We start from the raw sequence: 26,947 nt of genomic DNA on the forward strand, positions 1-26,947 counted from the left end.
CGGCCATCACCGCAAGCCCGACCCGTGACGGGCCCGGGGGTTGTCGGCAGAGCCGGGCTTCTGGTGATATGGGAACGCGGTCCCCTCCCGACGGAACCGCTCCGGACTTTCTGGCGCACAGAGCACGCGCGGGCGTGCCACGGGCGGTTCCGCCGTGCGTCCGCGCCGGAGGTGACATGTCCTACCCCCTGCGGGAGAGCCGTCCGACGGACCCGTTCGCCCGTATCCCCCCGGAGTTGGGCGCCCGGCTGCGCCCGCTGGTGCCGTCGCTGGCGGAGGAGGCCCTGGAGGGCATCCGGCGCCGGGCGGAGTTCCACGCCGCGCCCCTGGAGCCCGCCGACGCCGAGGGTCTGCGGCGGACGGTGGAAGCCGGTCTGCGCGCCTTCCTGGACCGGGTGGAGGGCGGCCGCTCCCCCGGGCACGTGGACGCGCTGGCCGCCGAGTTCCGGGCCTTCGGCGCGGACGAGGCCCGGCACGGGCGCACCCTGGAGTGCCTGCACACGGGGATGCGCACGGCGGCGGCCGTGGCCTGGCGGCGGCTGGCCGACGCGGACGCGCTCACCCGCGACCACATGGCGGTGCTGGGAGAGGCGATCTTCGCGTTCCAGGAGGAGGTCTCGACCGCCGCGGCCGAGGGCCACGCGCGGGTGCGCGGCGCCGGGGTGGACGCGCTGCGCAGGCGCCGGGCGCGGTTGCTGGAGGTGCTGTTGGCCGAGACGGGCCCGCGGCGGGAGGAGCAGGCGGTGCCCGCGCTGGCCCGGGCCGCCCGGTGGCGGCTGCCCGGGCGGGTGGCGGTGGCGCTGCTGTACCGGGGTACGGACGGCGCGGCGGCGGCCCCGCTGGAGGCGACCCCGAGCGGCCCGTCGGCGGTGGCCCAGACGACCGTGGGCGGCCCGTCGGCGGACGCGCTGTCCGCCTCGGCGGGGGCGTTCTCACATCTCAGCGCGTTGCCGTCGGACGTGCTCGTGGGCCTGGACCGCGTGGAGCCGTGCGCGGTGGTGCCCGATCCCGAGGGGCCGGGGCGGCTGCGGTCGCTGGAACGCTCGCTGCGCGGTTCCTGCGCGGTGCTGGGCCCGAGCGTGCCCCTGGACCGGGCGCCGCTGTCGCTGGCCCGGGCCCGGGACCTCGCGGAACTCGTGCGCACGGGCGTGGTGCCGGGCGGGGGCGTGGTGCGGTGGGACGACCATCTGCCCGTGCTGCTGCTGTCGCGCGATCCCGAGCTGGTCGCGGAGATGACGCGGTCCCGGCTCGCTCCGCTGGCGCCGTTGCGCCCGCCGCAGCGGGAGCGGATGGCCGACACCCTGCTGGCCTGGCTGGAGTCGGGGCTCAACGCCAACGAGGCCGCCGAGCGGCTGCGCATCCACCCGCAGACCGTGCGCTACCGGCTGCGCCAGCTGGAGGAGCTGTTCGGCGAACGGCTGCGCGAGCCCGGAGAGCGTTTCGAACTGGAACTGGTCCTGCGGGCCCGCCGTCTGCTCGGTCCCCTGGAGGAGGGTCCGGTGTGGCCGGACGGCGGGTGACGGGCGTCTTCGCGCCACGGGGTCACCGCCAGGTGGCCGTCTCCGGGTCGATCCCGTGAGCGCGGGCGCACTCGTCGATGCTCCGCCGGAACCAGGAGGCCAACCCGGCCCGGATTCCGTCGTAGTGGGCGGAGAAGCCGGGGTCGGACTCGAACATCCTCCCCAGGCACACCTGCATCCGCCGCGTGAGCGGAAAGAAGTGGGAGAACACTTCGCGGTGGCGTTCGACGAGCGCGTCCGCCTCCGGGCTGCCCGGCACGACACCCCGGTCGAGGGCGTCGCCCAGATCGAACTGCAACGCGGACATCGACGCGGAGAGCGACTGCCACTGCTCCCGCGTGCGGAAAGCGGCCTGCTCGGCGAACTGCGCCCATTGCGCGGAACCGCCCCACACGACGCGGGCCTGCCTGGGCCAACGAGCGTCCCAGCCGGCCCCGAAGACCTCCGACTGCGCCTCGTCGTCGAGGAGGATCCCCCGCTCGTGGGCCTCGATCATCCGTTCCAGGCGCTCGTCGTGCCGTCGCAGGTCCCGGATGCGCTCGGCGAGCCGGGCACGCTGCTCACGCAGGGTGGCGCCGATCTCCGCCGTCCGGTCGTCGAGGACCTCACGCACCGCGTCCAGCCCGAGACCGGCCTCCCGGTACACGACGATTCGGCGCAGCCGTCGCAGGTCCGCGTCGGTGTACTGGCGGTAGCCGGCCGCGGTGCGCGCGGACGGCGACGCCAAGCCGACCTCGTCCCAGTGGTGGAGCGTGCGGACCGTCACCCCCACCAGCCCGGCGGCCGCGCCCACCGTGACACCGTCACCGGTGTCGCGCTCGCGTTCAACCATGGACACCATTGTGACCCCCCTCCGCCGACCCCGGGGCGACGATCCCGACCGAGGCGAGGTTCCGCGCCTCGGGGCTGTCGGGGTCGAACTCCCGCGCCGCGGTGAACACGACCCGCGCGCCCTCGGGGGTGGCCACCTCGACGTCGCGGGTACGCCACGGCGTGTCCCGCGGCCCGGTCACGCTTCCCGGCGCGAGGGCCGAGCACGCCTCGACCAGCGGATCGACCTCGCTCAGCACGCACAGGAAACTCACGCTCATCGCGGGCGCTTCGGGGGGCTCGGCCCCGGCCGCCGCGGGGACGAGCAGGACGTCCTGGAACGCCCACCGGCGCAGGTGGACCACCTGCCCCGGGACGCTGAACAGTTCGACGAAGCCCAACCCCCGCACCCAGAAATCCGTCGACGCCGCCAAGTCCGACGTCGGAACCGTCACGAACACCGGCATCGCGTAGATACCGCGGAACACCTCTGGCGCGACCGCGTCCGGTCCGCGCTCGGACAGGGGGCCCATCTCGAATGCGTCGAAGAAATCACTCATACGGTCCACCGTCCCGCCTCACGCGGCGTGAGGGTCAAGCCCGATCCGCGAAGCGGTTGTCCACAGGCGACAGACCGGCCTTCCCCGACCGTTCCGCCGAGGACTAGCGTGGTAAGCGGGGGGTCCCCCGGGCCCTCCCGCTTCGCGCTGCCCTCGCCGCGCCCCTCAGTCCCGCGGCGCCAGCGCGCGCACCACCGCGGCCGGGTCCGCGTTCGGCGGACCGATCGGCGCGACGACCGGGGTGGTCACCCCGTTGTCGACGTAGGCCCGGATCCGCTCGCGGCAGTACTCGGCGGGGCCGTGCACGATGAGCTCGTCCACCACCGAGTCCGGGATCGCGGCCAGCGCGCCCCTGCGGTCCCCCTCGTCCCACGCCTTCCACATCGGGGTGAGCTCCTCGCGGCCCAGCCACTCGTGGAACGCCCGGTAGACGGGGACGTTGAGGTAGGCCGAGATGGCCCAGCGGCCGATCCCCCGGGCGGTGTCCGGGTCGGCTTCGGGCACGGCGAGGATCCGCGCGACCACCTCCTTGTCCTCGCCGTACTGGCGCACGTGGGGCACCACCGTGCGCACGTCCTCCGGCGAGAGCCAGTTGATGACGGCTCCGTCGCCCTCGCGTCCGGCGAGCCGGAGCATGCCCGGCCGCAGCGCCGCCACCAGCAGCGGGGGCGCCTGCTCGGGGACCGCGCCGAGCGCGAATCCGTTGACGCTGAAGGTGTCGTAGTCCTCCCTGACCTTCGCGCCGGTGAGCGCGGCGCGCAGGAAGCGCACGGTGTCGCGCACCTTCTTGTACGGCTCCTCGAAGGGGATGGAGTTCCACCGCTCCACGATCACGGTGGAGGACGTGCCGACGCCCAGCGCGAAGCGGCCCGGCGCGGCGGCGGCCAGGGCGGCGGCGCTCATCGCCAGGGTGGCCGGGCCGCGCGTGTAGGCGGGCACGATCGCGGTGCCCAGGCGCAGCCGGGGCGCCCACACGCTGGCCAGGGCGAGGGGGGTGAAGGCGTCGGTGCCGTTGGTCTCGGCCGACCAGGCGTCGGTATAGCCCAGGTCCGGCAGCCGCTCGATGAGGGCCCGCTGCTCGGAGAGCGGGACCCCCTCCAGCGGGATGGTGATGCCCCAGCGAGTGGTCATGGCGACTCCCTGTCGGTGTGGAACCGAATCCGGTTCTCTTTCCGTGCTGGCAGCACCGTACCGCCCGGTCGGTCTGTTGTCTCGGGGCGCCTCCCCCTTCGCGCCGTCGGCGGCCGTGCCCCTCCGGCCGGCGCACCGCCGCCGCCCTTCCGACACGGCGCGCCGCCCCCGGGACGCGCGTGCTCTCTGGGGCGTATGTTCGTAGGGCCCGGACCGGAGCCCCGCCGACGGCGGGCGCCCCCGGCCGGGCCGCACGAGCGCATCCCAGACGAACGAAGGAGGCCCCTTCGTGGCCACGCCACCCTCCCCCTACGACTTCCTGCCCCAGGTCGCGTCGTTCACCGTCACCAGCAACGACGTCGCCGACGGACAGACCCTGCCCCGGGCCCAGGTCAGCGGGATCATGGGCGCCGGAGGCGGGGACGTCTCGCCGCACCTGTCCTGGAGCGGTTTCCCCGAGGGGACGCGCAGCTTCGCCGTCACCTGCTTCGACCCGGACGCACCCACCGCCAGCGGCTTCTGGCACTGGTCGGTGGCCAACATCCCGGCCGACGTCACCGAGCTGGCCGCGGGCGCGGGGGACGGCTCCGGCCTCCCCGAGTCGGCCGTCACCCTGCGCAACGACGCGGGCGGACACCGCTACGTCGGCGCGGCGCCGCCCGCCGGGCACGGCCCGCACCGGTACTTCTTCGTGGTGCACGCGGTGGACGTGCCCCGCCTGGAGGTGGACGCGTCGGCCAGCCCGGCCTTCCTCGGCTTCAACCTGTTCTCGCACGCGCTGGGCCGTGCGATGGTCACCCCCGTCTACGAGGTGGAGTAGCCCGCGCGGGCGGCGCGGAGCCCGGGCCGGGACCGGAACCCGGGGCCGCGCGACGCGCCGGGGACGGGCGGCGTGGCCGTGCCGCGTCGCCCGTCCCCGGCCCCTCCTCCCCGGGGCCGGGGACACACGCGCAGTGGGCCCTTTCGGTTGTCCTGACAACCGGATTCGGCCATTTGCGGGCCATCGGGCACCCCGAGGTCTAGGCTCGTTAGGCATCCCCCAGTCCGCCGTTCACGTCGGAAAGGGTTCGACCGGTGCCACAGCAGCCTGCGAGCAAACCAACCGTCGTGGTCACGACAGCGGGGTCGGCGCCCACGCCCGGGACCATCCTCCACCTGCGGGAACAGGGTTTCCGCGTGGTGGCGACCGATGTGGACCCCGCCGCGCCGGGCCTGTACCTGGCCGACCGCGGGTACCTGGTGCCGCCGGGCGACAGCGAGGCCTTCCTGCCCAGGATGCGGACGCTGTGCGCGGACGAGGGGGCCGTCGCGGTCATCCCCCTGGTGGACGAGGAACTCGTCAGGGTGGGCGAGCTCGCCAAGGACGGCGTGGAGGTGCTGCTGCCCCGGCTGGACTTCGTCACCACCTGTCTGGACAAGTACGTGCTGATGCGCGAGCTGGAGGACGCCGGGATCGGCGTGCCGCGCACCTGGCTGGCCTCGGAGTGGCCGAGCGGCGCCGCGGACTCCGCGCCCGGCGGACTCATCGTCAAACCGCGCTGCGGACGCGGGAGCCGCGGGGTGGTGGTCATCGACTCCGTCCGCGACATGGCGCGGGTGGTGTCCGAGGGCGGCTACGCGGCGGACGAGCTGATCGTCCAGGAGCTGGTCGGCGGCCCCGAGTACACGGTGTCCGTGGTGGTGTGGCGGGACGGCGGGGTCCAGGCCGTGGTGCCCAAGGAGGTCGTCCTCAAGCAGGGCGTGACCAGGTACGCGGTGACCCGGCGCCACCGCGAGGTGGACCGCGCCTGCCGGGCGGTCCAGTCCGCTCTGCGCGCCGACGGCCCCTTCAACGTGCAGCTGTGCCTGGACGCGGACGGCAGGCCGAGGATCTTCGAGATCAACCCGCGCTTCTCCTCCACGGCCTCGCTCACCGCGGCGGCCGGGATCGACGAGATCACGGGGCTGCTGCGGCAGGCCGTCGCGGACGGGCCCCGCCTGGAGGACGACTGGCGCGAGGGGGTGGCGATGGTGCGGCGGTGGACGGACGAGTTCGTCAGCGAGGCGGAGTTCACCTCCCACGGCATCTCGCCCGCCCCCGCGGTCGGCACGGAGCTGCCCCGGCAGCTGTCCGCGGGAGGCACGGGGCCGGTCCCGGTCGTTCCGGTGCGTGTGCGTTGACCGGCTCCGCGACGGGGACCGCCGGCGCGCACCCGCTGGCCGAGGCGATGGCGGCGGCGGTCGTGGAGGTCGGCGGTCTGCTGCGGGAGTGGCGCTCCGACGCGGACGCGCGCAGCGGGGCGTGGGAGGGGAGCCAGTTCAAGGCCCGGGCCGACGCCATGGCGCACCGGGCCCTGTCCGAGCGGCTCACCGCGATCGACGGCCGGATCCCGGTGGTCAGCGAGGAGGACCCCGAGTCGCTGCGCGGCGAGCGGCCGCACCGGTACTGGCTGATCGACCCCGTCGACGGGACCGCCAGCTACGTCCACGGGTTCCCCGGGTACGTCACGCAGGTCGCGCTGGTGGACGGGGGGCGGCCGGAGGCGGCCGCCGTGTTCGCCCCCGAGACCGCGACCCTCTACACGGCCGTGCGCGGCCGGGGCGCGCGTCGGGACGGACGCCCCCTGCCGCCCCCGCGGCCCGCCCCGCCGGGACGGGGTGTGCTCACCGACAACACCCCGGGGCCGGAGGGGATCGCCCGCAGGGTCGGCGACCGCTTCGGCTACGGCGGGTACCTGGAGAGCGGCAGCATCTCGCTGAAGCTGTGCCTGGTCGCCGAGGGTTCCGCGCACCTGTTCGTCAAGGACGTGCCGGTGCGCGACTGGGACGTGGCGGCGCCCGCCCTGGTCCTGGAGGAGGTGGGCGGCCTGGTCACCCGGCTGGACGGAAGCCCGTTCGACTACCGGGGGCCCTACGAGCACACCGGGCTGGTGGGCGCCGCCGACCCCGCCGCGTGCCGGGCCGTCTCCGACTGGCTGGGCTCCTGAGAACGCGCTCCGGGAGCCGCCCCGGGGCGTGGACCGGGGGCCGCGACTCACTTTCCGTGTATCCCTTTTCCACGCCGGGTGCGGCGCGTATCGTGTGGTCACCAACTCGCGTCTTGGGGGTGGGAAGTGGAGGACGAACGCCTGCCGCTGCACCGGATGCGCGCCTCGGACGCCGAACGCGACCTCACGGTGGACCGCCTCACCACCGCGTTCGTCGAGGGCCGCCTGGACCACGAGGAGTACGACCGCCGGGTCGGTCTGGCACTGGGCGCGGTGCTGCTCGGCGACCTGCGCCCGCTGACCGCGGACCTGCCGGCGTCCCCATCCGCGGTGCACGGGGGCCCGGGCGCGCGGCAGGGCGCCGATCCGCTGTCGGACCCCCTCTCCGGGTCGGCCCGCGCCGATCCGGGGTCCGGACGCGACCGCCGGGACGGCCGCGAACCCCCCGACGCGGACGACCTGTCGCTCCTGGGCGCCCCCTGGGGCGAGTGGGGCGACGAGTGGCGCTGGTGGACGGGTGTGGCGGTGATCCTGACGAGCGTGTGGGGCGTGGTCAGCCTGATGGGCGGCGAGCTCGTACCCTACTGGCCGCTGGTGCCGCTGGGCATCTGGGCCGCGGTCCTGCTCGCCTCCGCCATCTGGCCCAGCGAGGGGGAGCCGCCCTGACGCGGCGCCCCCGCTCTGGCGCGGGCGGCCGACGCCCCGGGCGCGGCCGGGACCGCGGCGGGAGGGGTCAGCCCGCGGCGTGGAGCCAGCGCACCGGGGCGCCGTCGCCCGCGTAGCGGAAGGGCTCCAGCTCCTCGTCCCAGGCGCGGCCGGTGAGGCGTTCGATCTCGGCGGCCAGGTTGGTGCCGTCGGCCGCGGCCCGCTCCACGGCCAGGCGCAGCCGGCCCTCGGGCACGAGGACCTCGCCCGCCGCGCTGGTGAGGGCGGTGAACATACCGAGGGAGGGCGTGTAGCTGTAGCGCACGCCGTCGCAGCCGGGCGACCCCTCCTCGGTCACCTCGAACCGCAGGCGCTGCCACGCGTTCAGCGCCGAGGCCACCGAGCCCGCGGTGCCCGGCTTCCCCTGCCAGTTGAGCTCGGCGCGGTGGTTGCCGGGTGCCGCCGGTTGGGCGACCCAGTCGAGTTTCACGGGTACTCCAACGACGCCCGCGACCGCCCACTCGACGTGTGGGCACAGCGCCGCTGGCGCGGAGTGGACGTACAAGACGCCACGTGCGGACACCGAACCTCCTGATACGAACGAGTGCGCTTCCCCGACGCCCTCGTACCACGAGAAGGTTGCATACCCGCCTGAATGCTTTTGCCCCATTGTGCCCCAAGGGCACCTGGAGAACCAGCGCTCACTTTGCTTTTTCCAGCGTTCTCCCCACCTCCGGAAGCCCCAAAAGCTAGCGTGAGCCCCGGCGAGCGGGAGTCCGATCATAGTGGGGGCGGGTGTGCCAGACCAGTCGCACGAGGACATCCATGACACCCAGGCACCTCCTCAAACCGTACTTTCGACCTTTTCCGGGGAGGAAGCACCCCCACCTTTGCCGGTTCCGGCCACAACCGGCGGTGATACAGCCGGGCCCAATCCGGACGGGAACCCCGGCGAAACCGACGCCGCCGCCCCCAGCGACGCCGAGCTCGTACGGGCCGCCTGCCGGGGTGAGCACAGGGCGTGGGAGGCCATCGTGGACCGGCACCTGCCGGTCGTGAACGCGATCGCGCGCTCCTACCGCCTGTCCGTCCCGGACCGGGAGGACGCGGTGCAGACGGTGTGGCTCACCCTCAACCAGCAGCTGCCCCGCCTGCACTCCCCCGAGCGGCTCCGCGGCTGGCTGCGCAGGGTCGCCCACGACGCCTGCGGCCGACAGCGCCGCCACAGCGCCCGGGACCAGCCGGTCGACCCCCGGAGCCTCACCCGGCGGGACCCCCTCTCGGAGGACTCGGGTCCCGAGGCGCAGTACCTGCGCAAGGAGGAGCACGAGGAGCTGCACCGCGCGATCCGGCGGCTCACCGACCCCGGAGAGCGGCGGGCCGCCCTGCGCTACCTCGACGGGGCCGCGGGGCTGCCCGTGCCCCCGGCCCCGTGCGACCCGGGGTCCTCCGACGACCAGGTCCACCCCCGGACCGCCGCGAACCAGCGCCGCCGTATGCTCCGCAGACTCCGCCGCCTCCTGGAGGAACCCACATGAGCGACCACGACGATCCGGCACGGGCGCTGGCGGGGCGCGCCGCCGCGCTGGCCGCCTTCGACCGCGGCGACGACGGCGCCGACGTGGCGGCCCTGACCGGGGAGAGGGCTCCGGCGGGCGAGGTGCTGCGCTCGGCGGAGGGGGAGGAGGAAGGCCCGATAGTCACCTCCCTGCGCTTCGAGCACGGCGACCTCACCCTGGACGTGCGGGTCCACGCGCACGGTCGGCTGCGCTCGCTGTCGGGGCTGGCCAGCGGGGAGTACGACCACGCGGTCCTGCGCGTGCGCCGCCCGGGCTCCGGGGAGGACCTGCGGATCGGCGAGGACGGCGGGTTCGCGCTGTCCGGCCTGTCCCGCGGCCCGGTCAGCCTGTCGCTGCTCAGAGCGGGACGCCCTCCGGTGGTGACCGGCTGGTTCACCGTCTGACCAGGCGGACCGCCGGGCAACCGGGCCGCGGGCTGGTGATCCCATCCGTCACAGAAACGGGGAAGGCCGAACCCGGGTTGCAGACAGACGCGAACCGACTCCTGATGGTGGCCCTTCGACCGGCTTCGTCCGGGTTCGCCTCAGCCGAGTCGCGCACGGGCGGACGCGGCCCCTCCCGCGCGCCCTCCCCGCGCTGCTATCACTGTGTGCGGCCCGCCCCTCTCGGTGAAAGGCACCGGACGTGTCCCTGCGCGCCCAGCCCTCCCTCCTCTCCCCCGAGTCCCCCCTCTCCGCCGCCTGCCCGGACCACCACGCGCTGCGGTCCGGCAGATCCCTGCTCGCCCGCGTGAGCCACGGAGTGCGGCTGGCGCAGGGTGGCATGTTCGAGCAGACCGCGGCCCTGCTGGACGAGGCCCATCGGCGCCTGCTCGGCCACCCGGTGGCCGAGTTCGCGACGGTGATGCCCGGCGTCCTGCTCAACCTGGGACTGGCGCAGACGCTGTGCGGCCGCTTCCCGCAGGCCGAGGAACACCTGCGCGAGGCCCGGTCCCTGGCACGGGAGCGCCGTCTGCCGCTGATGGGCCTGGTCATCGACCAGAACCTGGGCTGCCTCAGCCTCTACCGGGGCGACGCCCCCGCGGCCATCGCCACCTTCCACGGCCTGACCGACCGGCTGCCCTCCGAACGCCGTGAGGCGCTGCACGTGGACCTGGCCGAGGCGCTGCTGGCCGAGGGCCTGGTGGAGGAGGCGGCCACGGCGCTCGCGGACGGCCCCTGGGCCGGGGGTTCGTCGGCCAACGCCCTGCTGGTGGAGGCCAAGCTGCGGCTGCTGCGGGGCGACCACCGCCACACGGTCGAGCTCACCCGCCGGGTGCGGCACTCCTTCGGTACGGGCTCGCTGTGGTACCGGCTGGCCACCCGCCTGGAGAGGATGGCGCTGCGCGAGGGCCGGACGACCTCCCCCGTGGCCCGGGCCAGGACCGCCCTGGCCGTCCGCGCGCCCCTGGCCGCGCCGCGACCGTCGGGGAAGGGTGCCGCCCACGTGGCCCTGGACACCCTGGACGCGCACGCCCGCCTCGCGCCGGGTCCCTGGTTGGCGGGCGCGGTGAGCGATCCCCACGTCGTCCGCGCGGGCCTGGAGAGCGCCCTGCGCGCCGGAGAGGCGGCCACCGCCCTGGAGTGGGCGGAACTGGCCCGGACCTGGGCCGCGCCCCACGTCCCCGGTCCCGGCGTACGCACACCCGCGACGGCCTCGCTGGCCGACCGCTACCGTGCGGCGCTGGTCCGCGGCCGCGACCCGCACGTCCTGGCCCGGCGCCTGGAGTCGGCCCGCTGGCAGGCGCACCACCAGACCCCGGGCGCGCGCCGCGCCCCCGCACCCGCGCCCGTGGCGGGCGCGCTGCTGGAGCGGCTGGGCGACCGGGCCTTCGTGCGGTACACGCGGGCGGAAGGGAAGGCCGTCGCGCTCGTGGCCGCGGCCGGACGGGTCCACGCCCGCGTCCTGGGGTCGCTCCCGCGGGTGGCCCGTGCGATGGCCCGGTTCGTCCACCCGGTGGCGTTCGCACAGGACGGCTGCGAGGCGCGGGAGGCGGCCGAGGACGTCGCACGTGTCCTCCTCGAACCGCTGCTGGCGCTGGTCGGCGACCTTCCGCTGGTCGTGGCCGGCGACTCCTACCTCGGCGATCCCCCCTGGGGCATGCTCCCCGCGCTGCGGGGCCGTCCGCTGAACCTGGTGCCCGGCGCCGGGTTCTGGCTGGACCGGACCCGCTCCGGGGTACCCGTGCCCCGCCCGCCGGAGCGGGTGCTGCTGGTGGCGGCTCCCGAACCGGACGGGGCGGCGCGCGAGGTCGCCGCGCTGGCCGACGTGTACCCGGGGGCGCGCGTGCTCCGTGCCGACCGGGCCCTGCGCTCCGACGTCCTGGCCTCCCTCGGCCGGGCCGACCTGGTCCACCTGGCGGGGCACGGGCGGGTCCCCGGCCGCTCGCCCATGCTCGCCTCGGTCGGCCTGGGCGACGGGCCGCTGCTCGCCTGCGACCTGGCCGGGCTGGCCGAGGCCCCGGACACGGTGGTGCTGTCGACCTGCTGGAGCGGCCGGGGCTTCGCGGACCGCGCCGGGGCTCCGCTCGGGTTCACCGGCGCGCTGCTCGCGGCCGGGGTCCGCACGGTGGTGGCCAGCCCCGTCCCCGTCCGGGACGCGGGGACCGCCGGGGCCATGCGGCTGTTCCACCGCGCGCTCGCCGCGGGCGTCCCCGCGCCCGAGGCGGTGGCGGTCCACCTCGGGCGGACGGGGTTCTGCTGCTTCGGCGCCTGAGGCCGCTACCAGCCGCGCTCGCGCCACTCCCCCAGGTGCGGACGCTCGGCGCCCAGGGTGGTGTCGCGTCCGTGCCCGGGGTAGATCCAGGTGTCGTCGGCCAGCGCCCCGAACACGCGCTCCTCCACGTCCGCGAACAGGACGCGGAAGTCGTCGTCGGACCAGGTGCGGCCGACGCCTCCCGGGAAGAGGGAGTCACCCGTGAACAGGTGGGTGTAGCCCTCGGGGTCGTCGTAGCGCAGGGCGATCGACCCGGGGGTGTGCCCGCGCAGGTGGATGACGGTGAGGTGGCACTCCCCGACCGGGACGCGCGACCCGTGCACGACGGGCTCGTCCACGGAGACGGGGAGTTCGTCGCCGTCGTCGGGATGGGCGACCGTGCGTGCCCCGGTCTGGCCCACGACCTCGGCGAGGGCCTGCCAGTGGTCCTGGTGGCGGTGGGTGGTGACCACCCGTGCCAGGCCCTCCTCGCCGATCAGCTCCAGGATGCGGTCGGGCTCGGCCGCGGCGTCGATGAGGACGGCCTCGCCGGTGCCCTGGCAGCGCAGCAGGTAGGCGTTGTTGTCCATCGGGCCGACGGCCAGCTTGGTGATGGTCAGGTGCGGTAGTCGTCGCAGGTCGGCGGGGCCGCCGACCCTGGTATCTCCGGAGTAGCTCACCCGACCATTGTGGCCCGCGTCCGGGAGCGGACGCACCAGGGTGGCACGGGTGTGCGGCCGCGGCGGCCCGGGCGGGGCGCCGCGGCCGGGGTCACCTGGCCCAGCGGGGCGCGCGCTTGTCGAAGAAGGCGGCGCGGCCCTCGGCGGCGTCCTCTCCGGCGAAGAACTCGGCGGACAGCTCGCCCATCCGGGCGAAGGCCTCGGTGCGCCGGTCCGGGGTCGCGAGCGCGCCCGCTCCCAGTTCGCCCAGGAGTTCCTTGGTGCGCGAGAGCGCACGCGGCGCCGAACCCCGCAGTCCCTGCAGGATCGCGTCCACGGCGTGCGGCATGTCGCGGTCGGGGACGGCCTGGGTGAGGAGGCCGGCCTTGGCGGCGGCGGAGGCGTCGAACAGCTCGCCGGTGAGGAAGTAGCGGCTGAGCTGGCGCGAGTGCATCCGCGCGGACACCGGGACGGAGATGATCGCGGGGACCACGCCGATGCGCACCTCGGTGAAGGCGAACGTGGCGCTCTTGGGCGCCAGGGCGATGTCGGCGGCGGCCACCAGTCCGATGCCCCCGGCGCGGGCTGCGCCGTTGAGCACGGCGACCACCGGTTTGGGGGCGCCCATGATCTGCTCGAAGATCTCGGGGAGCTCGGGCGCCGGTTCGGCCGGGGCGCCCCGCAGGGCCGCGCCGACCTCCTTCAGGTCGGCTCCGGCGCAGAACACCGGGCCGGTGCCGGTGAGCACGATGGCGCGTACCTCGTCGTCGGCCACCGCCGCGGCCAGGGCCGCGGACAGCTGCACGCGCAGCCCCGCGGACAGGGCGTTGCGGTTGCGGGGGGAGTCGAGGGTGACCGTGGCGATGGAGCGCTCGACGGCCAGGCGTACCAGGGACGTGTCGTCCGAGGGGGTCGGGGAGGGGTGCTGCGTCATCGCAGGCGGGCCTTTCTCAGGGTCCGTACTCGCGGGTGCTGGAGAGGGGGAACGCGCGCGTGCCTGTCGCGGCGCGCGTGCGCGCCCGGCTCGTGGCCGGACGCGCCCGGCTCTGTGACGTGGTGCACGAGGCCGGTCCCACCCTAGACAACCGGACCCTCAGGACACCATGTCCGTGTACATCCCGCTTGTTAAGTCCCGCTCACGGGTGGCCGCGTGTGCGGCGTGACGGGTCGCCTCCCCGGTCCGCCCCCGCCGTGGGCCGTCCGGAGCGGACACCGCGTGTGGGAGGGCCCCTGCCGCCGGGGCGGTCGGGGCCCTCCGCTGCTCCGGTGGCCTCAGGGGCGGGTGGTCGCCTCGGACAGGGCGTCGGCGAAGTGCATCATGGCCGACACCGCCCCGGCGCCGTCCGCGGCCTCGCTGACCCTCAGGGTGAGGGGCTCGGCGGTGATCGCGCCGGTGTACCCGTGGTCGAGTTCGCACTCCTCGTCGGCGCAGGCGGCCGGTTCGAGGTCGATGTGGGCGATCGCGCCCCAGTTCACGGACAGGTTGACGCTCAGCACCAGCTCGCTGGGCATGCTGCCCGGCGTGTACTGGGCGGGGTTGGGCACCACGCGGGTCAGGGCGACCGACTGGATGTTGCCCAACTGGATGCTGTCGGTGGTGGTGGAGGCGTGCGAGGTGCCGCCGGGCTCGGTGGGCGGGTGCTCGTCGGTGTGGCACACCACGAGGCGGGTCGCGGTCAGCAGCATCACCGTGATGTGCCGCCGCATCTCCATGGCCGGGTCGAAGGTCGCCTCGTGGTGCACGATGAACGCCTCGGCGCCCTCGCTCCCCAGGGCGGTGGCGACGGCGTCGATCACGAGCGCGGGGTAGTACCCGCTGCGCTCGATCTCCGTCCGCCAGTCCGTGGACACGGCGCGTGTTTTCCTCATACTCCTATCCTGCCCCTTTCCCGTGACACTTCGCGACCGGGACGTGAAACGGGATGCCCACCCCATGATCAGAACGTCACCCCGCGCAGTCGCCGGGGCCCGGCGTCGGGCCGCACGTCGGGGGCCTCACGGAGCCAGACGCGCGCGCCCAGCACGTGGGCGCCGGTGGCGTTGACCAGGACCGGGTCCAGGTCGATGTAGCCGATCTCGGGGAAGGCCTCCACCAGGCGGGAGACCCGGACGAGGAGTTCCTCCAGAGCCTCCACGTTGGGCTGCTCGGCGAGCGAGGTCGCACCGGCGGGCAGTCCGAACAGCAGCGGGGCGGCCCGCACGGCGTGGATGAGGTCGGCGGCGTCCATGTCGGTGAGCGGCGCCAGCCGGAACGCCCGGTCGTCGAGCAGTTCGGCGGTCACGTCCGCCAGCCCGAAGGAGACCACCGATCCGAAGGACTGGTTGTCGCCCGCCCGGATGACCGTGGGCACCCCGGGGGCCACCATGCGCTGCACGACCAGCGAGGCCTCGTCGCCGAAGCGGTCGTGCAGGGCCGCGAAGGCGCTGCGCACGTCGTCGGGGGTGCGCAGGTCGGCGCGGACGAACGTGCCGCCCGCGCGCAGGCGCAGGTCCGGTGAGTCGGCCTTGACCACCGCCGGGTAGCCCAGCTGGCCCGCGGCCACCACGGCCTCCTCCTCCGACGTCACCGGGATGTCGGGGTAGGCGGCGATGCCGTAGCAGGCCAGCAGGTCGCGGGCGTCCTCGCCGGAGATCGCCGTCTCCTCGTCGTAGCGGCGCTCGCCGCCGAACCAGGCGATCTCCTCCGCCGAGGGAGTGGCGTTCTTGAGCGCGCGGACGATGGTGGCGCGGGCCCGGGCCCCGTCGATGTCGGGCAGCTCGGGGTGGCGTCCGGGTTTGCGGTCGCGCCACTGGGCGTAGCGGGTGGCGTAGGCCAGGGCGCGCACGGCGTCCTCGGGCGAGGGGTAGGAGGGCACCGAGCCGCGCAGGGTCTGGCCCCGGTCTCCGACGCGGCGCAGCTCCTCGGGGATCCCCTGGCGGGCCAGGTAGGTGGTGACGACGGGCTTGGTCGAGTCCAGGGAGCGGGCCCGCAGCACGCGGGCGACGTCGTCGGAGATGGGGTGCAGCGCGGGGACGAACACGACCACCACCGAGTGCACGTCCTCGGCGGCCAGGGCCGTCTCCAGGGCGCGGTCGAAGTCCTCCGCGGTGGCCTGGGGGCCGAGGTTGACCGGGTCGTGCGGCTTGAGCCCCTGGCGGACGGCCGCGTCCTTGACCAGCAGCTCCAGGGAGTCGGAGTTGCCGATGATGCCCACGCGGGGCCCCTGGGGCAGGGGCTGGTAGGCGAACACCTGGGCGGCGTCGAACATCTGCGTGATGTCGTCCACCCGCACCACTCCGGCCTGCTGGAACAGCGAGGTGACCGCGTAGTCGGGCAGGGAGAGCCCGCCCGCGGCGTGGCCGGTGGGGGTGGTCCGCGCCGAGCCGCCGCTGCGCACCGCCACGACCGGCTTCTGCTTGGCCAGTCGCCGGGCCAGGCGGGTGAACTTGCGCGGGTTGCCCAGCGACTCCAGGTACTGGAGCACCACCTCCGTGGCCGGGTCCTCCTGCCAGTACTGCATGAGGTCGTTGCCGGACACGTCGGCGCGGTTGCCCGCCGAGACGAAGGTGGACAGGCCCATGCCGCGCTCGGCCACGCGCTGGAGGATGGCCCGGCCCAGGGCGCCGGACTGGGAGAAGAACCCGATCGTGCCCGAGGGCGGCAGGTCCGGGGACAGGGTGGCGTTGAGCGAGATCTCGGGGTCGGTGTTGGCGATGCCCAGGCAGTTGGGGCCCACCACGCGCATCCCGGCCGCGCGGGCGGTGCGCACCAGCTCGTCCTGGCGGGCGCGGCCCTCGGGTCCGGTCTCGCCGAACCCGGAGCTGACCACGACCAGGCCGTGCACGCCCTTGTCCGCGCACTGCTCGACCACGTCGACGACCATGTCGGCGCGCACCGCCACGACGGCGAGGTCGACCTGGTCGGGGATGTCCAGGACCGAGGGGTAGGCGCGCACGCCCACGACCGCCTTGGCCTCGGGGTGGACCGGGTAGACCGGGCCCTGGAACTCCCCGCCCAGGAGGTTGCGCAGGGCGGTCTGGCCGATGGTGTGCGCGGTGCGGCTGGCGCCGATGACCGCGACCGAGTTCGGGAAGAGCAGGCGGGCGATGGAGCGCGACTCGGCGCGCTGCTCGCGGGCCCGCATGACCTCGGTGGAGTCGTCGGTGGGCTGGAGGTCCAGGGTGAGGCGGATGACGCCCTCGTCGAAGGTCTGCTGGGCGGTGTACCCGGCCTCGCGGAAGACGTTGATCATGCGCCGGTTCTCGGGCAGCACGTCGGCGATGAAGCGGCGCATCCCGCGTTCGCGCGCGGCCGCGCCGATGTGCTCCAGCATGACCGAGGCCAGGCCGCGGCCCTGGTGGGCGTCCTCCACCACGAAGGCGACCTCCGCCTCCTCCGGCGCCACCTTGTCGTAGCGCACCACGGAGACGAGGGAGTCGGAGATGGTGGCGACCAGTGCCACGCGGTCCTCGTAGTCGACGGTGGTGAAGCGTTTGACGTCGCGGTCGGAGAGCCTGGGGTAGGGCGCGAAGAACCGGTAGTAGATCGTCTCCGGGGAGAGACGGGAGTGGAACTCGCGGAGCAGGTCGGCGTCTTCGGGGGTGATGGGGCGCAGGTGCGCGGTGCCTCCGTCGGTCAGGACGACGTCGGCTTCCCAGTGGTTCGGGTAGGACTGCACGACTGCGAGACTAGACGACAAACGGCCGAATCCGGGGAAAGTCCGTGCGGGCCGCGCGAAAACCCCGCTCGGGACCGCGTACGGTGTGTCCCCCGATCGCGGAGGCGCGGGTCGGGGCCGGTGCCCCGTCCGCGGACCGGATCGGCCGCCCCGTGGGCGTTCGCGGCTCCGCGGGGGTGTCCGGAGGCGGTGTGGCCGGGGTGCTGTCACTTCGTTACACGCCGCTGACGGTTGACCTGTTAACGTCGTGCGAGCACGGATTCTGATAACCCTCGGTGGTGGCTGGCGAAATGACACGAGTGGTCGTGATCGGTGACCTGATGACCGACGCCGTCGCGCGCGCGTTCCACCCGTTGGCCCGCGGCAGCGACACTCCGGCGTCCGTGATCATGTACGGCGGCGGGTCGGGGGCGAACATCGCCTCGTGGCTGGCCGTGGAGGGCACCGACACCACGTTCGTCGGCCGCCGCGGCTCCGACATCACCGGGCGCACCCGTGAGATGGAACTCATGGGCTACGGCCTGGACTCGCGGATGGTGATGGACCCGGAGCGGCCCACCGGCACCTGCGTGGTGATGATCACGCACCGGGGCGACCGGACGATGCTGAGCGACCCGGGCGCCAACGCCCGTCTGCAGCCCGAGGACCTGCCCCGCGACGTGTTCGGCCCGGACGGGCACCTGCACGTGTCGGGCTACACCCTCATCAACGACGACTCCCGGCGCGCCGCCCGGGTGGCGCTGCGGATGGCCCGCGACAGCGGGATGTCGATCTCGGTGGACGGCGGTTCGCACGCGCCGCTGGAGCGCGCGGGCGCGGAGAACTTCCTGGACTGGACGCAGGGCGCGCGCCTGCTGTTCGCCAACGTCGACCAGGCCCGGGTGCTGACCGGCCGGGACGAGCCCGAGGCCGCCGCCAAGGTGCTGACCGCGTGGTACCCCAACGTGGTGCTCAAGCTCGGCGAGCAGGGCGGCCTGTGGGCGTCCAAGACCCGCGACGACTGCGTGACCGCGCCGGCCGAGCCGGTGGACCCGTCCCCGGGTTCGGTGGGCGCCGGTGACGCCTTCATCGCCGGTTTCCTGCCCGCGTGGCTGCTCGGCCGCCATCCCAAGGAGGCGCTGGGCCGGGCGCACCGCCTGGCGGCGCGCGCCCTGCACCAGCCGGGCGCCCGCCCGGACCTGGGCGAGGGCCAGCCGGTGCGCCGCGGCGCACCGCGCGGCCAGCGCATCCGCTGAGCCCAGCGGCCCGGCCCCGAAGGGCCGAGCCCGGACGCCCGCCCGGACCTGGGCGAGGGCCAGCCGGTGCGCCGCGGCGCACCGCGCGGCCAGCGCATCCGCTGAGCCCAGCGGCCCGGCCCCGAAGGGCCGAGCCCGGACGCCCGCCCGCGCGGACCGGATCTCCCTTCGCCGGGTTCGGTGCCCCTGAAAGCCCTACGGCACGGGGTCCGGCGCGGGCGGTGGACGCGCCCGCCCGCGGCGGAACGCCCCCGCGGGGCTCCCGCCGGAACTCCCGCCCGGCCGCCGCTCATCCTCCTGCGGTGGCCAGGGTGAGCGGCAGCACCTGGAGCGCCCCGGCCCCGCGGAGCAGGGCGGCGCCCACGGTCAGGCTCCAGCCGGTGTCGGTGACGTCGTCGACCAGCAGCACCGGCCCGGGGGTGTGCTCCTGTAGCCGCGCCATCCGCTCGGTGAGCTCCTCCCCCGCCACCAGGGCGGCGTGGACCTGTTCCAGGCGCATGGCGCTGTTGTGCCTGCGCGGCCCGGTGCCCCGCTCGGTGCGGTACCCCAGCGTCCCCACGTGCGTCAGCCGCCCGAGCCGGGACAGCCGCTCGGCCAGGTCGGTGATCATCCTGGGACGGGTGAGCGAGGGCATCGCCACCACGCCGACGGGGCGCTGGTCCCAGTTCCAGTCGGCCAGGACACGCACCACGCCCTGGAGCACGCGCTCGTCCACGGGCGCGTCGGGGGCGTCGGCGGCCAGGACGCGGCGCAGCTCGTTGCCCCAGCCGATGTCGGTGAGGCGGCCCAGGGCGCGGCCCTCCCCCGCCCGCAGCTCCTCGGCGATCCTGCCGGACAGGTCCACGCCCAGGGCGGACATCCCGGTCGGCCACTGGCGCCGGGGCGCGATGGGCGTGCCGGGCCGGTCCAGGTGCTCGGCCGCGGCCTCGCGCCGGGTGGAGTCCACGTCCGCGGGCCAGTACTCGCCCGTGCACACGTCGCAGCGTCCGCAGGGCGCGGCCTCGGGGTCGTCCAGCTGGCGGCGCAGGAACTCCATCCGGCAGGTGTCCAGGTCGAGGTAGTCGAGCATGGCGCGCTGCTCGCGCTCGCGCGCCCGGCTGACGGCCGCGTACCGCTCGGCGTCGTAGGTCCACGGCTGGCCGGTGGCCTCCCAGCCGCCCCGCACCCGGCGCACGGCCCCGTCCACGTCCAGCACCTTGAGCATCTGCTCCAGGCGGGTGCGGCGCAGGTCCACCCGGGTCTCCAGGTGCGCGACGGACAGCGGTCCGCCCGCCTCGGCGAGCGCGTCCAGGGTCTGGCGCACGGTCTGCTCGGGCGGGAAGGACAGTCCGGCGAAGTACTCCCAGATGCGGGTGTCCTCGCGGCCGGGCAGCAGGACCGCCTCGGCCCGCTGTACACCGCGCCCGGCGCGGCCCACCTGCTGGTAGTAGGAGATCGGGGACTGGGGGGCGCCCAGGTGGACGACGAAGCCCAGGTCGGGCTTGTCGAAGCCCATGCCCAGCGCGCTGGTGGCGACCAGCGCCTTGACCCGGTTGGCGAGCAGGTCGTCCTCGGCCTCGCGGCGCTCGTCGGGGTCGGTCTGGCCGGTGTAGGCGCGCACCTCCATGCCCTGCTGGGCGAGGAAGCGGGCGGTCTCCTGGGCGGCGCTGACGGTGAGCGCGTAGACGATGCCCGAGCCCTGGATCTTGGGCAGGTGCTCGGCCAGCCAGCTGAGCCGGGCGGTGGGGTCGGGCAGCCGGACGACGGCCAGGCGCAGGCTCTCGCGCTCCAGGGAACCGCGCAGGACCAGGGTGTCCGCGCGCTCGCCGCCCGCCTGGAGCTGCTCGGCCACGTCGCGGGTGACGCGCTCGTTGGCGGTGGCGGTGGTGGCCAGCACCGGAACCCCCTCGGGCAGGTCGTGCAGCAGGGAGCGGATGCGCCGGTAGTCGGGGCGGAAGTCGTGCCCCCAGTCGGAGACGCAGTGGGCCTCGTCGATGACGACCAGGCCTGCGCCCGCGGCCAGCTCGGGCAGGACCCGGTCGCGGAACTCGGGGTTGTTGAGGCGCTCGGGGCTGACCAGCAGGACGTCGACCCGGCCCGCGGCCACGTCGGCGTAGGCGTTCTCCCAGTCGGTGGTGTTGGAGCTGTTGATGGTGCGCGCGTGGATGCCCGCGCGCTCGGCCGCGGCGATCTGGTTGCGCATCAGCGCCAGCAGCGGGGAGACGATGACGGTGGGGCCCGCCCCCTCGGCGCGCCGCAGGGCGGTGGCCACGAAGTACACCGCCGACTTTCCCCATCCGGTGCGCTGGACGACGAGGGCTCTGCGGTGCTCGGCGGCCAGGGCGTGGATGGCGGTCCACTGGTCCTCGCGCAGCCGGGCGGAGTCCCCGGCCAGGGCGCGCAGGTGCGCCTCGGCGCGCTCGCGCAGCGCGCCGTCGGACGCGGTGGTGGGAACGGTGCTGTCAGGGGTGGGTGTGGCCATACGTCCCTTGGTACCAGAGCCGGGGGACGGTCGAGCGGTTGTCCACAGCCCCGGTTCCGCGTGACGGGGAACCGGCCCGCGTCCCCGTCCCGCTTCGCCCGGGACCGCTCCGCCCCGGAGCGGACGCGCAGCCGACCTGGGACGGGGTTCCCCTGTAACCCTCATGAACACCGCCGGTAACAGAAAGGATACTTTCCACTTTCCTGGCATTGCGCTCCTACAACCAGGACTGAACACTCATTTACCAAGGCTCACGCCTGGGAGCGCTCCCGCCCGCCGAGGGCGGACGCTCTACCGCGGAAGCGAGTGAAAGGCGCAGTATGCGGCACCCATGGAGTCGACCGTCCCCCCACCATCCCCCCAACGGACCGACGACAGCACGGCGCGCGCGGTCCCCGCGCATGGGCGTCCTGGCCGCCGCCACGGCCCTGGTCTGCGCCGCGGGCGTGGCCTCCGCCCCTCCGGCGGCCGTGGCCGCCGAGGTCCCCGTCGGCTCGGGCGGCTACAGCGACACCCTCCCCGCCGGAGCCCCCGGGCCCTCCGACCTGAACGGCGCCCCGGTCGACCCCAAGGTGACCGAGGACTTCGAGGGGCACGCCCCCACCAACGAGTGGTGGTCGTCGCTGATCTTCCAGCGCTACCCCGACAACCCCCACGGTGAGAACCTCTTCGCCCACCCCGCCAGCTTCCACCCCCACGAGGGCGGGCTGGAGATGGGCTACCCGCGGGACTCCCAGCTCGTCGCCGACGGCCTCAAGTACGAGCACCCCCACACCGCCGACCTGTCCCTGGGGGTCCAGGGCCTGTCCTCCCCCGACACCCGGGTCGCCGACCACGGCGACTGGACCGTCACCGCGCACTGGGAGGGCTCCGGCCGGACCCTGCGCGTGACCATCGGCCAGGGCCTGCCCTTCGCCTACGCCGACACCGCGGGCGGCGACGCCCAGGTGACCTTCTCCGGCACCCCCGAGGTCTGGCACCAGGAGGGCTCCGTGGTCGGCGCCAGCGTGGGCGGCCGCCACTACGCGCTGTTCGCCCCCTCCGACGCCCCCTGGACGCGCTCGGGCGACACCTTCACCGCCCCGACCGGCGCCGAGGGCCACTACTCCGTGGCGGTCCTGCCCTCACCCGAGGACCTGGACACCTTCGCCCCCTACGCCCACTCCTTCGTCACCGGCTCCCGCGTGGAGTACGACTACGACGAGGCCGCCGCCACCCTGACCAGCACCTATCGGGTGGAGACCGAGCCGCGCGAGGGAAGTGGGGAGGGCACGCTCATGGCCCTCTACCCGCACCACTGGCAGGAGGCCTCCACCCCCGTCACCGACCTGTCCTACTCCTCCCCCCGGGGCGAGATGCGCGTGGCGCAGGGCGCGAGCTTCACCACCGAGCTGGCCGCCCAGGGCATCCTGCCCAGCCTGCCGACCGTGGAAAGCGCCGACCACGACCGCATGCGCCAGCTCATCGACGAGGTCCTGGCCGAGCAGGAGCACTTCCCCGAGCCCGGCGACACCTACTGGGACGGCAAGGCGCTGGGCAGGCTGGCCCAGCTGGTGCCCATCGCCGACTCCATCGGCCACACCGAGGGCCGCGACGCGCTGCTGGACCTGGTCAGGGGCCGTCTGGAGGACTGGTTCACGGCCGGGGGGACCCGCCAGTTCGCCTACGAGGCCGACTGGGGCACCATGCTCGGCTACCCGGACAGCTTCGGCTCCGCCACCGAGGTCAACGACCACGACTTCCACTACGGCTACTTCGTCTCCGCGGCGGCCGTCGTGGCCCGCTACGACAGCGCCTGGGCCGCCGAGGACGCCTGGGGCGGCATGGTCCGCCTGCTGATCCGCGACGTGGCCGAGACCGACCCGAACAGCGACATGTTCCCGCGCCTGCGGTCCTTCTCGCCCTACGCGGGGCACGGATGGGCCTCCGGGCACGCGGGGTTCGCCGCCGGGAACAACCAGGAGTCCTCCTCCGAGGGCATGCACTTCGCCGCCGCCACCGCACTGTTCGGCGCCCTGACCGGGGACGAGGAGCTGCGCGACCTGGGCGTGTACCTGCACACCACGCAGGCCTCCGCCATCACCCGCTACTGGCAGGACCACGGCGGCGACACCTTCCCCGAGGGCTTCGAACACGACGTCGTCGGCATGGTGTGGGGCGACGGCGGCGACTACCGCATCTGGTGGGACGGCGGCGACGAGGAGCACTACGGCATCAACTACCTGCCCATCACGGCGAGCTCGCTGTACCTGGGGCACGACCCCGAACACGCCGGGGCGATGTACGAGTCGCTGGTGGACCGCCTGGGCCGCGAACCGCAGATCTGGCGCGACATCCACTGGGAGCACCGCGCCCTCTCCGACGGCGACGACGCCCTGCGCATGTTCGAGGAGCAGTGGAGCACCTACGAACCGGAGGCGGGCGAGTCCAAGCCGCACACCTACCAGTGGGTCTCGACGCTCGCCGAGGTCGGCACCGTGGACACCTCCGTGACCGCCGACACCGCGCACTACGCCGTCTTCACCGACGGCGGGGAGCGCACGCACGTCGCCTTCAACCCCTCCGGCTCCCCGCTGACGGTCACCTTCTCCGACGGCGTCGAACTGGAGGTGGAGCCCCGCTCGCTGGCCTCCACCACGGGCGAGGGCGGCGGCGGTGACCCCGGCGACCCGGGCGACCCGGGCGACCCGGGCGACCCCGGCGACCCGGGCGACCCGGGTGAGGGCAACGTCGGCGACGGCGGCCTGCACCTGACCCCCTCCGCGCTCTCCAGCGCCCCGCACGGCTCCGCCGGCGAGATCACCGTGGCCTCCGCGGGGGGACGCAACCAGGACGGCCTGCCGCCGGGCGACCGCGTGGTGCTGCGCGCCGACGACCTGACCGGCACCCACACCGGCGGCGCCACCGCGTTCTCGCTGCCCGTGGACTCGGGTAACGCGGTCGGCAACGCGGTCCAGGTCCGCGTGGTCTACGACCTGGACGGCGACGGCACCGACGACCGCACGGAGACCTACCGCTACTTCGCCACCAACGACCTGAACGGCTGGGAGGAGTACACGCAGGGCCGGGGCGCGGCGAGCGCCGACGGGTCCCTCGGCGACCTGGAGGGCGGCTCCGTCCGCGTCGAGCTGTGGAGCGCCCTGGGCAACGCCTCCTCGCGGGTCCTGGTCGGCCCCGACGGCGGCGCCTCGGTCACGATCCCCTTCACCGACTGACGCCCGGCCCCCGGCGCCCCGCGGGCGCCGGGGGCGCCCTCCGCCCCGCCGCGGGACGCGCCAACCGAAACGGACCGCGCCCGCGGCTCCGTTTCGGGCGTTCCGGGCACGATCGGAGCGTTGTGCGGCCGTCCGGCACCCAAGCACAGAAACATCGCGGACCCGCCCACCCCCACACAACCCGCACGTCGCAGCGGCACACACGACGCCGCGTCACGAGGCTCACACCCGCCCGGTGACGCGTCCTTGTACGTTTCAGTCTCTGGCACAGGCCAGAATTACGGACATGGCCCGTACTACTTCCCGTCCCCCCGAGGATCTCGCCGAGAAGATCATCGACATCGACGTCTCCGAGGAGATGCGCGGCAGCTTCCTGGAGTACGCCTACTCGGTCATCTACCAACGCGCGCTACCGGACGCGCGCGACGGTATGAAACCGGTGCAGCGGCGCATCCTCTACCAGATGAACGAGATGGGGCTGCGGCACGACCGCGGCCACGTCAAGTGCGCCCGCGTCGTCGGGGACGTGATGGGCCGCCTCCACCCCCACGGCGACACCGCCATCTACGACGCGCTCGTGCGCCTGAGCCAGCCCTTCGCCATGCGCGTGCCCCTGGTGGACGGCCACGGCAACTTCGGCTCCCTGGGCGGCGACGACGCGCCGGCCGCCATGCGCTACACCGAGGCGCGCCTGGACCGCGCCGCCGAGCAGCTGGTCGCCTCCATCGACGAGAACGTCGTCGACTTCCGGCCCAACTACGACGGCCAGGAGACCGAGCCCGAGGTCCTGCCCGCCGCCTTCCCGAACCTGCTGGTCAACGGCGCCTCCGGCATCGCGGTGGGCATGGCCACCAACATGGCCCCGCACAACCTGGGCGAGGTCGTCGCGGCCGCCCGCCACCTGATCGCCCACCCCGAGGCCACCCTGGAGGAGCTCACCGAGTTCGTCCCGGGCCCGGACCTGCCCACCGGCGGCACCATCGTCGGCCTGGACGGCATCCGCGACGCCTACCGCAGCGGCCGGGGCACGTTCAAGACCCGCGCCACCGTCTCCATCGAGAAGGTGTCCGCGCGCCGCACCGGCCTGGTGGTCACCGAGCTGCCCTACAGCGTGGGCCCGGAGAAGGTCATCAGCCGGATCAAGGAGCTGGTGCAGTCCAAGAAGCTCCAGGGCATCTCGGACCTGAAGGACCTGACCGACCGCACGCAGGGCCTGCGCCTGGTCATCGAGCTCAAGAACGGCTTCAACCCCGAGGCGGTCCTGGAGGAGCTGTACCGGCTCACGCCGATGGAGGAGTCCTTCGGCATCAACAACGTGGCCCTCGTGGACGGCCAGCCCCAGACGCTGGGACTGCGCGAACTCCTCGAGGTCTACGTCAACCACCGCCTCGACGTGGTGCGCCGCCGCAGCGAGTTCCGCCGAGCCAAGCGCCAGGAGCGCCTGCACCTGGTGGACGGCCTGCTCGTGGCCCTGCTGGACATCGACCGGGTCATCTCCCTGATCCGCGAGGCCGAGGACACCGCCGCCGCCCGCGAGTCGCTCATGGGCGCCTACGACCTGTCGGAGATCCAGGCCCGCTACATCCTGGAGACCCCGCTGCGGCGCCTGACCCGCTTCGACCGGATGGAGCTGGAGACCGAGCGGGACAAGCTCAACAAGGAGGTCGACGCCCTCACCGCGGTCCTGGAGTCGGACAAGAAGCTGCGCCGCCTGGTCTCCAAGGAGATGGGCGACGTCGCCAAGGAGTTCGCCACCCCGCGTCGCACGCAGCTGCGCGAGAGCGACGGCGTGGCCCGCAGCGCGGTGATCCCGCTGGAGATGGCCGACCAGCCCTGCCACGTGCTGATGGGCGTGCACGGCGCGATCGGCCGCAGCAAGGGACCCTCGGTGCCGCGCGTGTACGAGGGCCTGCGCACCCGGCACGACGCGGTCCACGTGTCCGTCCCCACCACCTCGCGCTCCGCCGTGGGCCTGGTCACCGACCTGGGCCGGATGATCCGCGTGCCGGTGGTGGAGCTGCCGGAGCTGCCCGACGAGGGCGGGGACAGCCCGCCGCTGGCCTCGGGGCTGGACGTGTCCGAGTTCGTCCAGCTCGACGGGGACGAACGGGTGGTGTCGGTGGTGTCCATGGACGCCTCGGGCCCCGGCTTCGCCCTGGGCACGCGCGGCGGTGTGGTCAAGCGGGTCTCCCCCGACTACCCGCCCAACAAGGACGACTTCGAGGTCGTGGCGCTCAAGGACGACGACCGCGTCGTGGGCGTCACCCAGCTGTCCACGGGCGAGGAGGACCTGGCCTTCATCACCTCCGAGGCCCAGCTGCTGCGCTTCTCCGCGAGCGCCGTGCGGCCCCAGGGGCGGCCCGCGGGCGGTGTGGCGGGCGTGCGCCTGTCGGAGGGGGCGCGGGTGCTGTGGTTCGGCGCCGTGCCCAGTCCGCAGGACTCGGTGGTGGTCACCGTCTCGGGCTCCTCCGGCGCCCTGGAGGGCACCCAGGCCGGTTCGGCCAAGGTCACGCCCTTCGAGGCCTACCCGGTCAAGGGCCGCGCCACCGGCGGCGTGCGCTGCCACCGCTACCTCAAGGGCGAGGACACCCTGCTGTTCGGATGGATCGGCCGTTCCCCCGCCCGCGCCGCGCGCGCGGACGGCAAGCCGGTCCGCCTGCCCGACCCGATCGACCGTCGGGACGGGTCCGGTGACGCGCTGCCCCGCGCGATCGTTACTGTAGGTAGCGGACAGACCGACTCCGGGATCACCGTTCCCGGAGCGAAAGCCTGACTCGTCTCGGAGAGCGCCGCGCGCACCGGATCCGTCCGGTGCGCGCGGCGCGTCCGCGACC

General features: G+C 74.3%; 20 protein-coding genes. 11 read left to right on the forward strand and 9 right to left on the reverse strand.

What is annotated here, in order from left to right:
* Positions 1 to 176 precede the first annotated feature (176 nt).
* Positions 177 to 1,520, forward strand: a complete 1,344-nt coding sequence (locus tag UIS43_RS10060) for a CdaR family transcriptional regulator (protein ID WP_013154297.1) — start codon at positions 177 to 179, stop codon at positions 1,518 to 1,520.
* 22 nt (positions 1,521 to 1,542) lie between these two features.
* On the opposite strand, the gene UIS43_RS10065 is transcribed toward UIS43_RS10060, so the two are convergent.
* The 3 genes from UIS43_RS10065 to UIS43_RS10075 all read right to left on the reverse strand — a co-directional run bounded on the left by UIS43_RS10065 (position 1,543) and on the right by UIS43_RS10075 (position 4,021).
* A complete protein-coding gene (locus tag UIS43_RS10065) occupies positions 1,543 to 2,352 on the reverse strand; it encodes a MerR family transcriptional regulator (protein WP_232051685.1) in 810 nt (269 codons plus the stop codon).
* Positions 2,345 to 2,890 carry a VOC family protein gene (locus UIS43_RS10070; RefSeq protein WP_041552813.1) on the reverse strand — a complete coding sequence of 182 codons (546 nt, stop codon included), beginning with the start codon at positions 2,888 to 2,890 and terminating at the stop codon, positions 2,345 to 2,347. The genes UIS43_RS10065 and UIS43_RS10070 overlap by 8 nt, the downstream gene beginning before the upstream one ends.
* 165 nt (positions 2,891 to 3,055) lie before the next feature.
* Positions 3,056 to 4,021: an LLM class F420-dependent oxidoreductase gene (locus UIS43_RS10075; RefSeq protein WP_071622505.1), complete on the reverse strand. Its 966-nt coding sequence runs from the start codon at positions 4,019 to 4,021 to the stop codon at positions 3,056 to 3,058.
* Positions 4,022 to 4,310: 289 nt separating this feature from the next.
* Between UIS43_RS10075 and UIS43_RS10080 the strand changes: the two genes are divergently transcribed.
* The 4 genes from UIS43_RS10080 to UIS43_RS10095 all read left to right on the forward strand — a co-directional run bounded on the left by UIS43_RS10080 (position 4,311) and on the right by UIS43_RS10095 (position 7,653).
* Positions 4,311 to 4,841 (forward strand): YbhB/YbcL family Raf kinase inhibitor-like protein, encoded by a 531-nt coding sequence (locus UIS43_RS10080; RefSeq protein WP_013154301.1) that lies wholly within the window; start codon positions 4,311 to 4,313, stop codon positions 4,839 to 4,841.
* Between the two features lie 287 nt (positions 4,842 to 5,128).
* Entirely contained in the window at positions 5,129 to 6,181 is a 1,053-nt protein-coding gene (locus UIS43_RS10085; RefSeq protein ID WP_041552814.1) for an ATP-grasp domain-containing protein, read from the forward strand.
* A complete protein-coding gene (locus UIS43_RS10090) occupies positions 6,178 to 6,987 on the forward strand; it encodes a 3'(2'),5'-bisphosphate nucleotidase CysQ (RefSeq protein WP_013154303.1) in 810 nt (269 codons plus the stop codon). Before UIS43_RS10085 ends, UIS43_RS10090 begins: the two co-directional genes overlap by 4 nt.
* Before the next feature lie 126 nt (positions 6,988 to 7,113).
* Entirely contained in the window at positions 7,114 to 7,653 is a 540-nt protein-coding gene (locus UIS43_RS10095) for a DUF1707 domain-containing protein (RefSeq protein WP_370013017.1), read from the forward strand.
* Between the two features lie 67 nt (positions 7,654 to 7,720).
* Here UIS43_RS10095 and UIS43_RS10100 read toward each other — a convergent pair whose 3' ends face one another.
* The gene (locus tag UIS43_RS10100; RefSeq protein WP_370013018.1) at positions 7,721 to 8,215 is read right to left on the reverse strand and encodes a DUF3145 domain-containing protein; all 495 of its coding nucleotides are present in this window, start codon (positions 8,213 to 8,215) and stop codon (positions 7,721 to 7,723) included.
* 307 nt (positions 8,216 to 8,522) lie between these two features.
* Here UIS43_RS10100 and UIS43_RS10105 point away from each other — a divergent pair, with 307 nt between their 5' ends.
* The 3 genes from UIS43_RS10105 (at position 8,523) to UIS43_RS10115 (ending at position 11,906) form a co-directional block, all read left to right on the forward strand.
* Positions 8,523 to 9,170, forward strand: coding sequence for an RNA polymerase sigma factor (locus tag UIS43_RS10105; RefSeq protein WP_167539500.1), 648 nt, complete (start codon positions 8,523 to 8,525; stop codon positions 9,168 to 9,170).
* Positions 9,167 to 9,595, forward strand: a complete 429-nt coding sequence (locus UIS43_RS10110; RefSeq protein WP_013154307.1) for a hypothetical protein — start codon at positions 9,167 to 9,169, stop codon at positions 9,593 to 9,595. Before UIS43_RS10105 ends, UIS43_RS10110 begins: the two co-directional genes overlap by 4 nt.
* 241 nt (positions 9,596 to 9,836) lie before the next feature.
* Positions 9,837 to 11,906: a CHAT domain-containing protein gene (locus UIS43_RS10115; RefSeq protein WP_370013020.1), complete on the forward strand. Its 2,070-nt coding sequence runs from the start codon at positions 9,837 to 9,839 to the stop codon at positions 11,904 to 11,906.
* A 5-nt stretch (positions 11,907 to 11,911) separates the two neighbouring features.
* On the opposite strand, the gene UIS43_RS10120 is transcribed toward UIS43_RS10115, so the two are convergent.
* The 4 genes from UIS43_RS10120 to UIS43_RS10135 all read right to left on the reverse strand — a co-directional run bounded on the left by UIS43_RS10120 (position 11,912) and on the right by UIS43_RS10135 (position 17,202).
* Complete coding sequence (locus tag UIS43_RS10120) at positions 11,912 to 12,565, reverse strand: MBL fold metallo-hydrolase (RefSeq protein WP_358170072.1); 654 nt, start codon at positions 12,563 to 12,565, stop codon at positions 11,912 to 11,914.
* Positions 12,566 to 12,656: 91 nt separating this feature from the next.
* Positions 12,657 to 13,478 carry an enoyl-CoA hydratase-related protein gene (locus UIS43_RS10125; RefSeq protein WP_358170074.1) on the reverse strand — a complete coding sequence of 274 codons (822 nt, stop codon included), beginning with the start codon at positions 13,476 to 13,478 and terminating at the stop codon, positions 12,657 to 12,659.
* Positions 13,479 to 13,816: 338 nt separating this feature from the next.
* Complete coding sequence (locus UIS43_RS10130; RefSeq protein ID WP_019609669.1) at positions 13,817 to 14,395, reverse strand: DUF5998 family protein; 579 nt, start codon at positions 14,393 to 14,395, stop codon at positions 13,817 to 13,819.
* An 86-nt stretch (positions 14,396 to 14,481) separates the two neighbouring features.
* Positions 14,482 to 17,202: a GNAT family N-acetyltransferase gene (locus UIS43_RS10135; RefSeq protein ID WP_019609668.1), complete on the reverse strand. Its 2,721-nt coding sequence runs from the start codon at positions 17,200 to 17,202 to the stop codon at positions 14,482 to 14,484.
* A 299-nt stretch (positions 17,203 to 17,501) separates the two neighbouring features.
* Here UIS43_RS10135 and UIS43_RS10140 point away from each other — a divergent pair, with 299 nt between their 5' ends.
* Positions 17,502 to 18,437: a carbohydrate kinase family protein gene (locus UIS43_RS10140; RefSeq protein WP_019609667.1), complete on the forward strand. Its 936-nt coding sequence runs from the start codon at positions 17,502 to 17,504 to the stop codon at positions 18,435 to 18,437.
* A gap of 289 nt (positions 18,438 to 18,726) precedes the next feature.
* On the opposite strand, the gene UIS43_RS10145 is transcribed toward UIS43_RS10140, so the two are convergent.
* Positions 18,727 to 20,898: an ATP-dependent DNA helicase RecQ gene (locus UIS43_RS10145; RefSeq protein WP_370013023.1), complete on the reverse strand. Its 2,172-nt coding sequence runs from the start codon at positions 20,896 to 20,898 to the stop codon at positions 18,727 to 18,729.
* Positions 20,899 to 21,299: 401 nt separating this feature from the next.
* Here UIS43_RS10145 and UIS43_RS10150 point away from each other — a divergent pair, with 401 nt between their 5' ends.
* Together UIS43_RS10150 and UIS43_RS10155 are read left to right on the forward strand one after the other, a co-directional pair.
* Positions 21,300 to 24,113 carry a glycosyl hydrolase gene (locus tag UIS43_RS10150; RefSeq protein WP_358455157.1) on the forward strand — a complete coding sequence of 938 codons (2,814 nt, stop codon included), beginning with the start codon at positions 21,300 to 21,302 and terminating at the stop codon, positions 24,111 to 24,113.
* A 286-nt stretch (positions 24,114 to 24,399) separates the two neighbouring features.
* Positions 24,400 to 26,886: a DNA topoisomerase (ATP-hydrolyzing) subunit A gene (locus UIS43_RS10155; protein WP_013154316.1), complete on the forward strand. Its 2,487-nt coding sequence runs from the start codon at positions 24,400 to 24,402 to the stop codon at positions 26,884 to 26,886.
* The last annotated feature ends 61 nt before the right edge of the window (positions 26,887 to 26,947 follow it).

Origin of the sequence: Nocardiopsis sp. LDBS0036, from assembly GCF_041228755.1 — a bacterium.
Lineage (GTDB): Bacteria > Actinomycetota > Actinomycetes > Streptosporangiales > Streptosporangiaceae > Nocardiopsis > Nocardiopsis dassonvillei.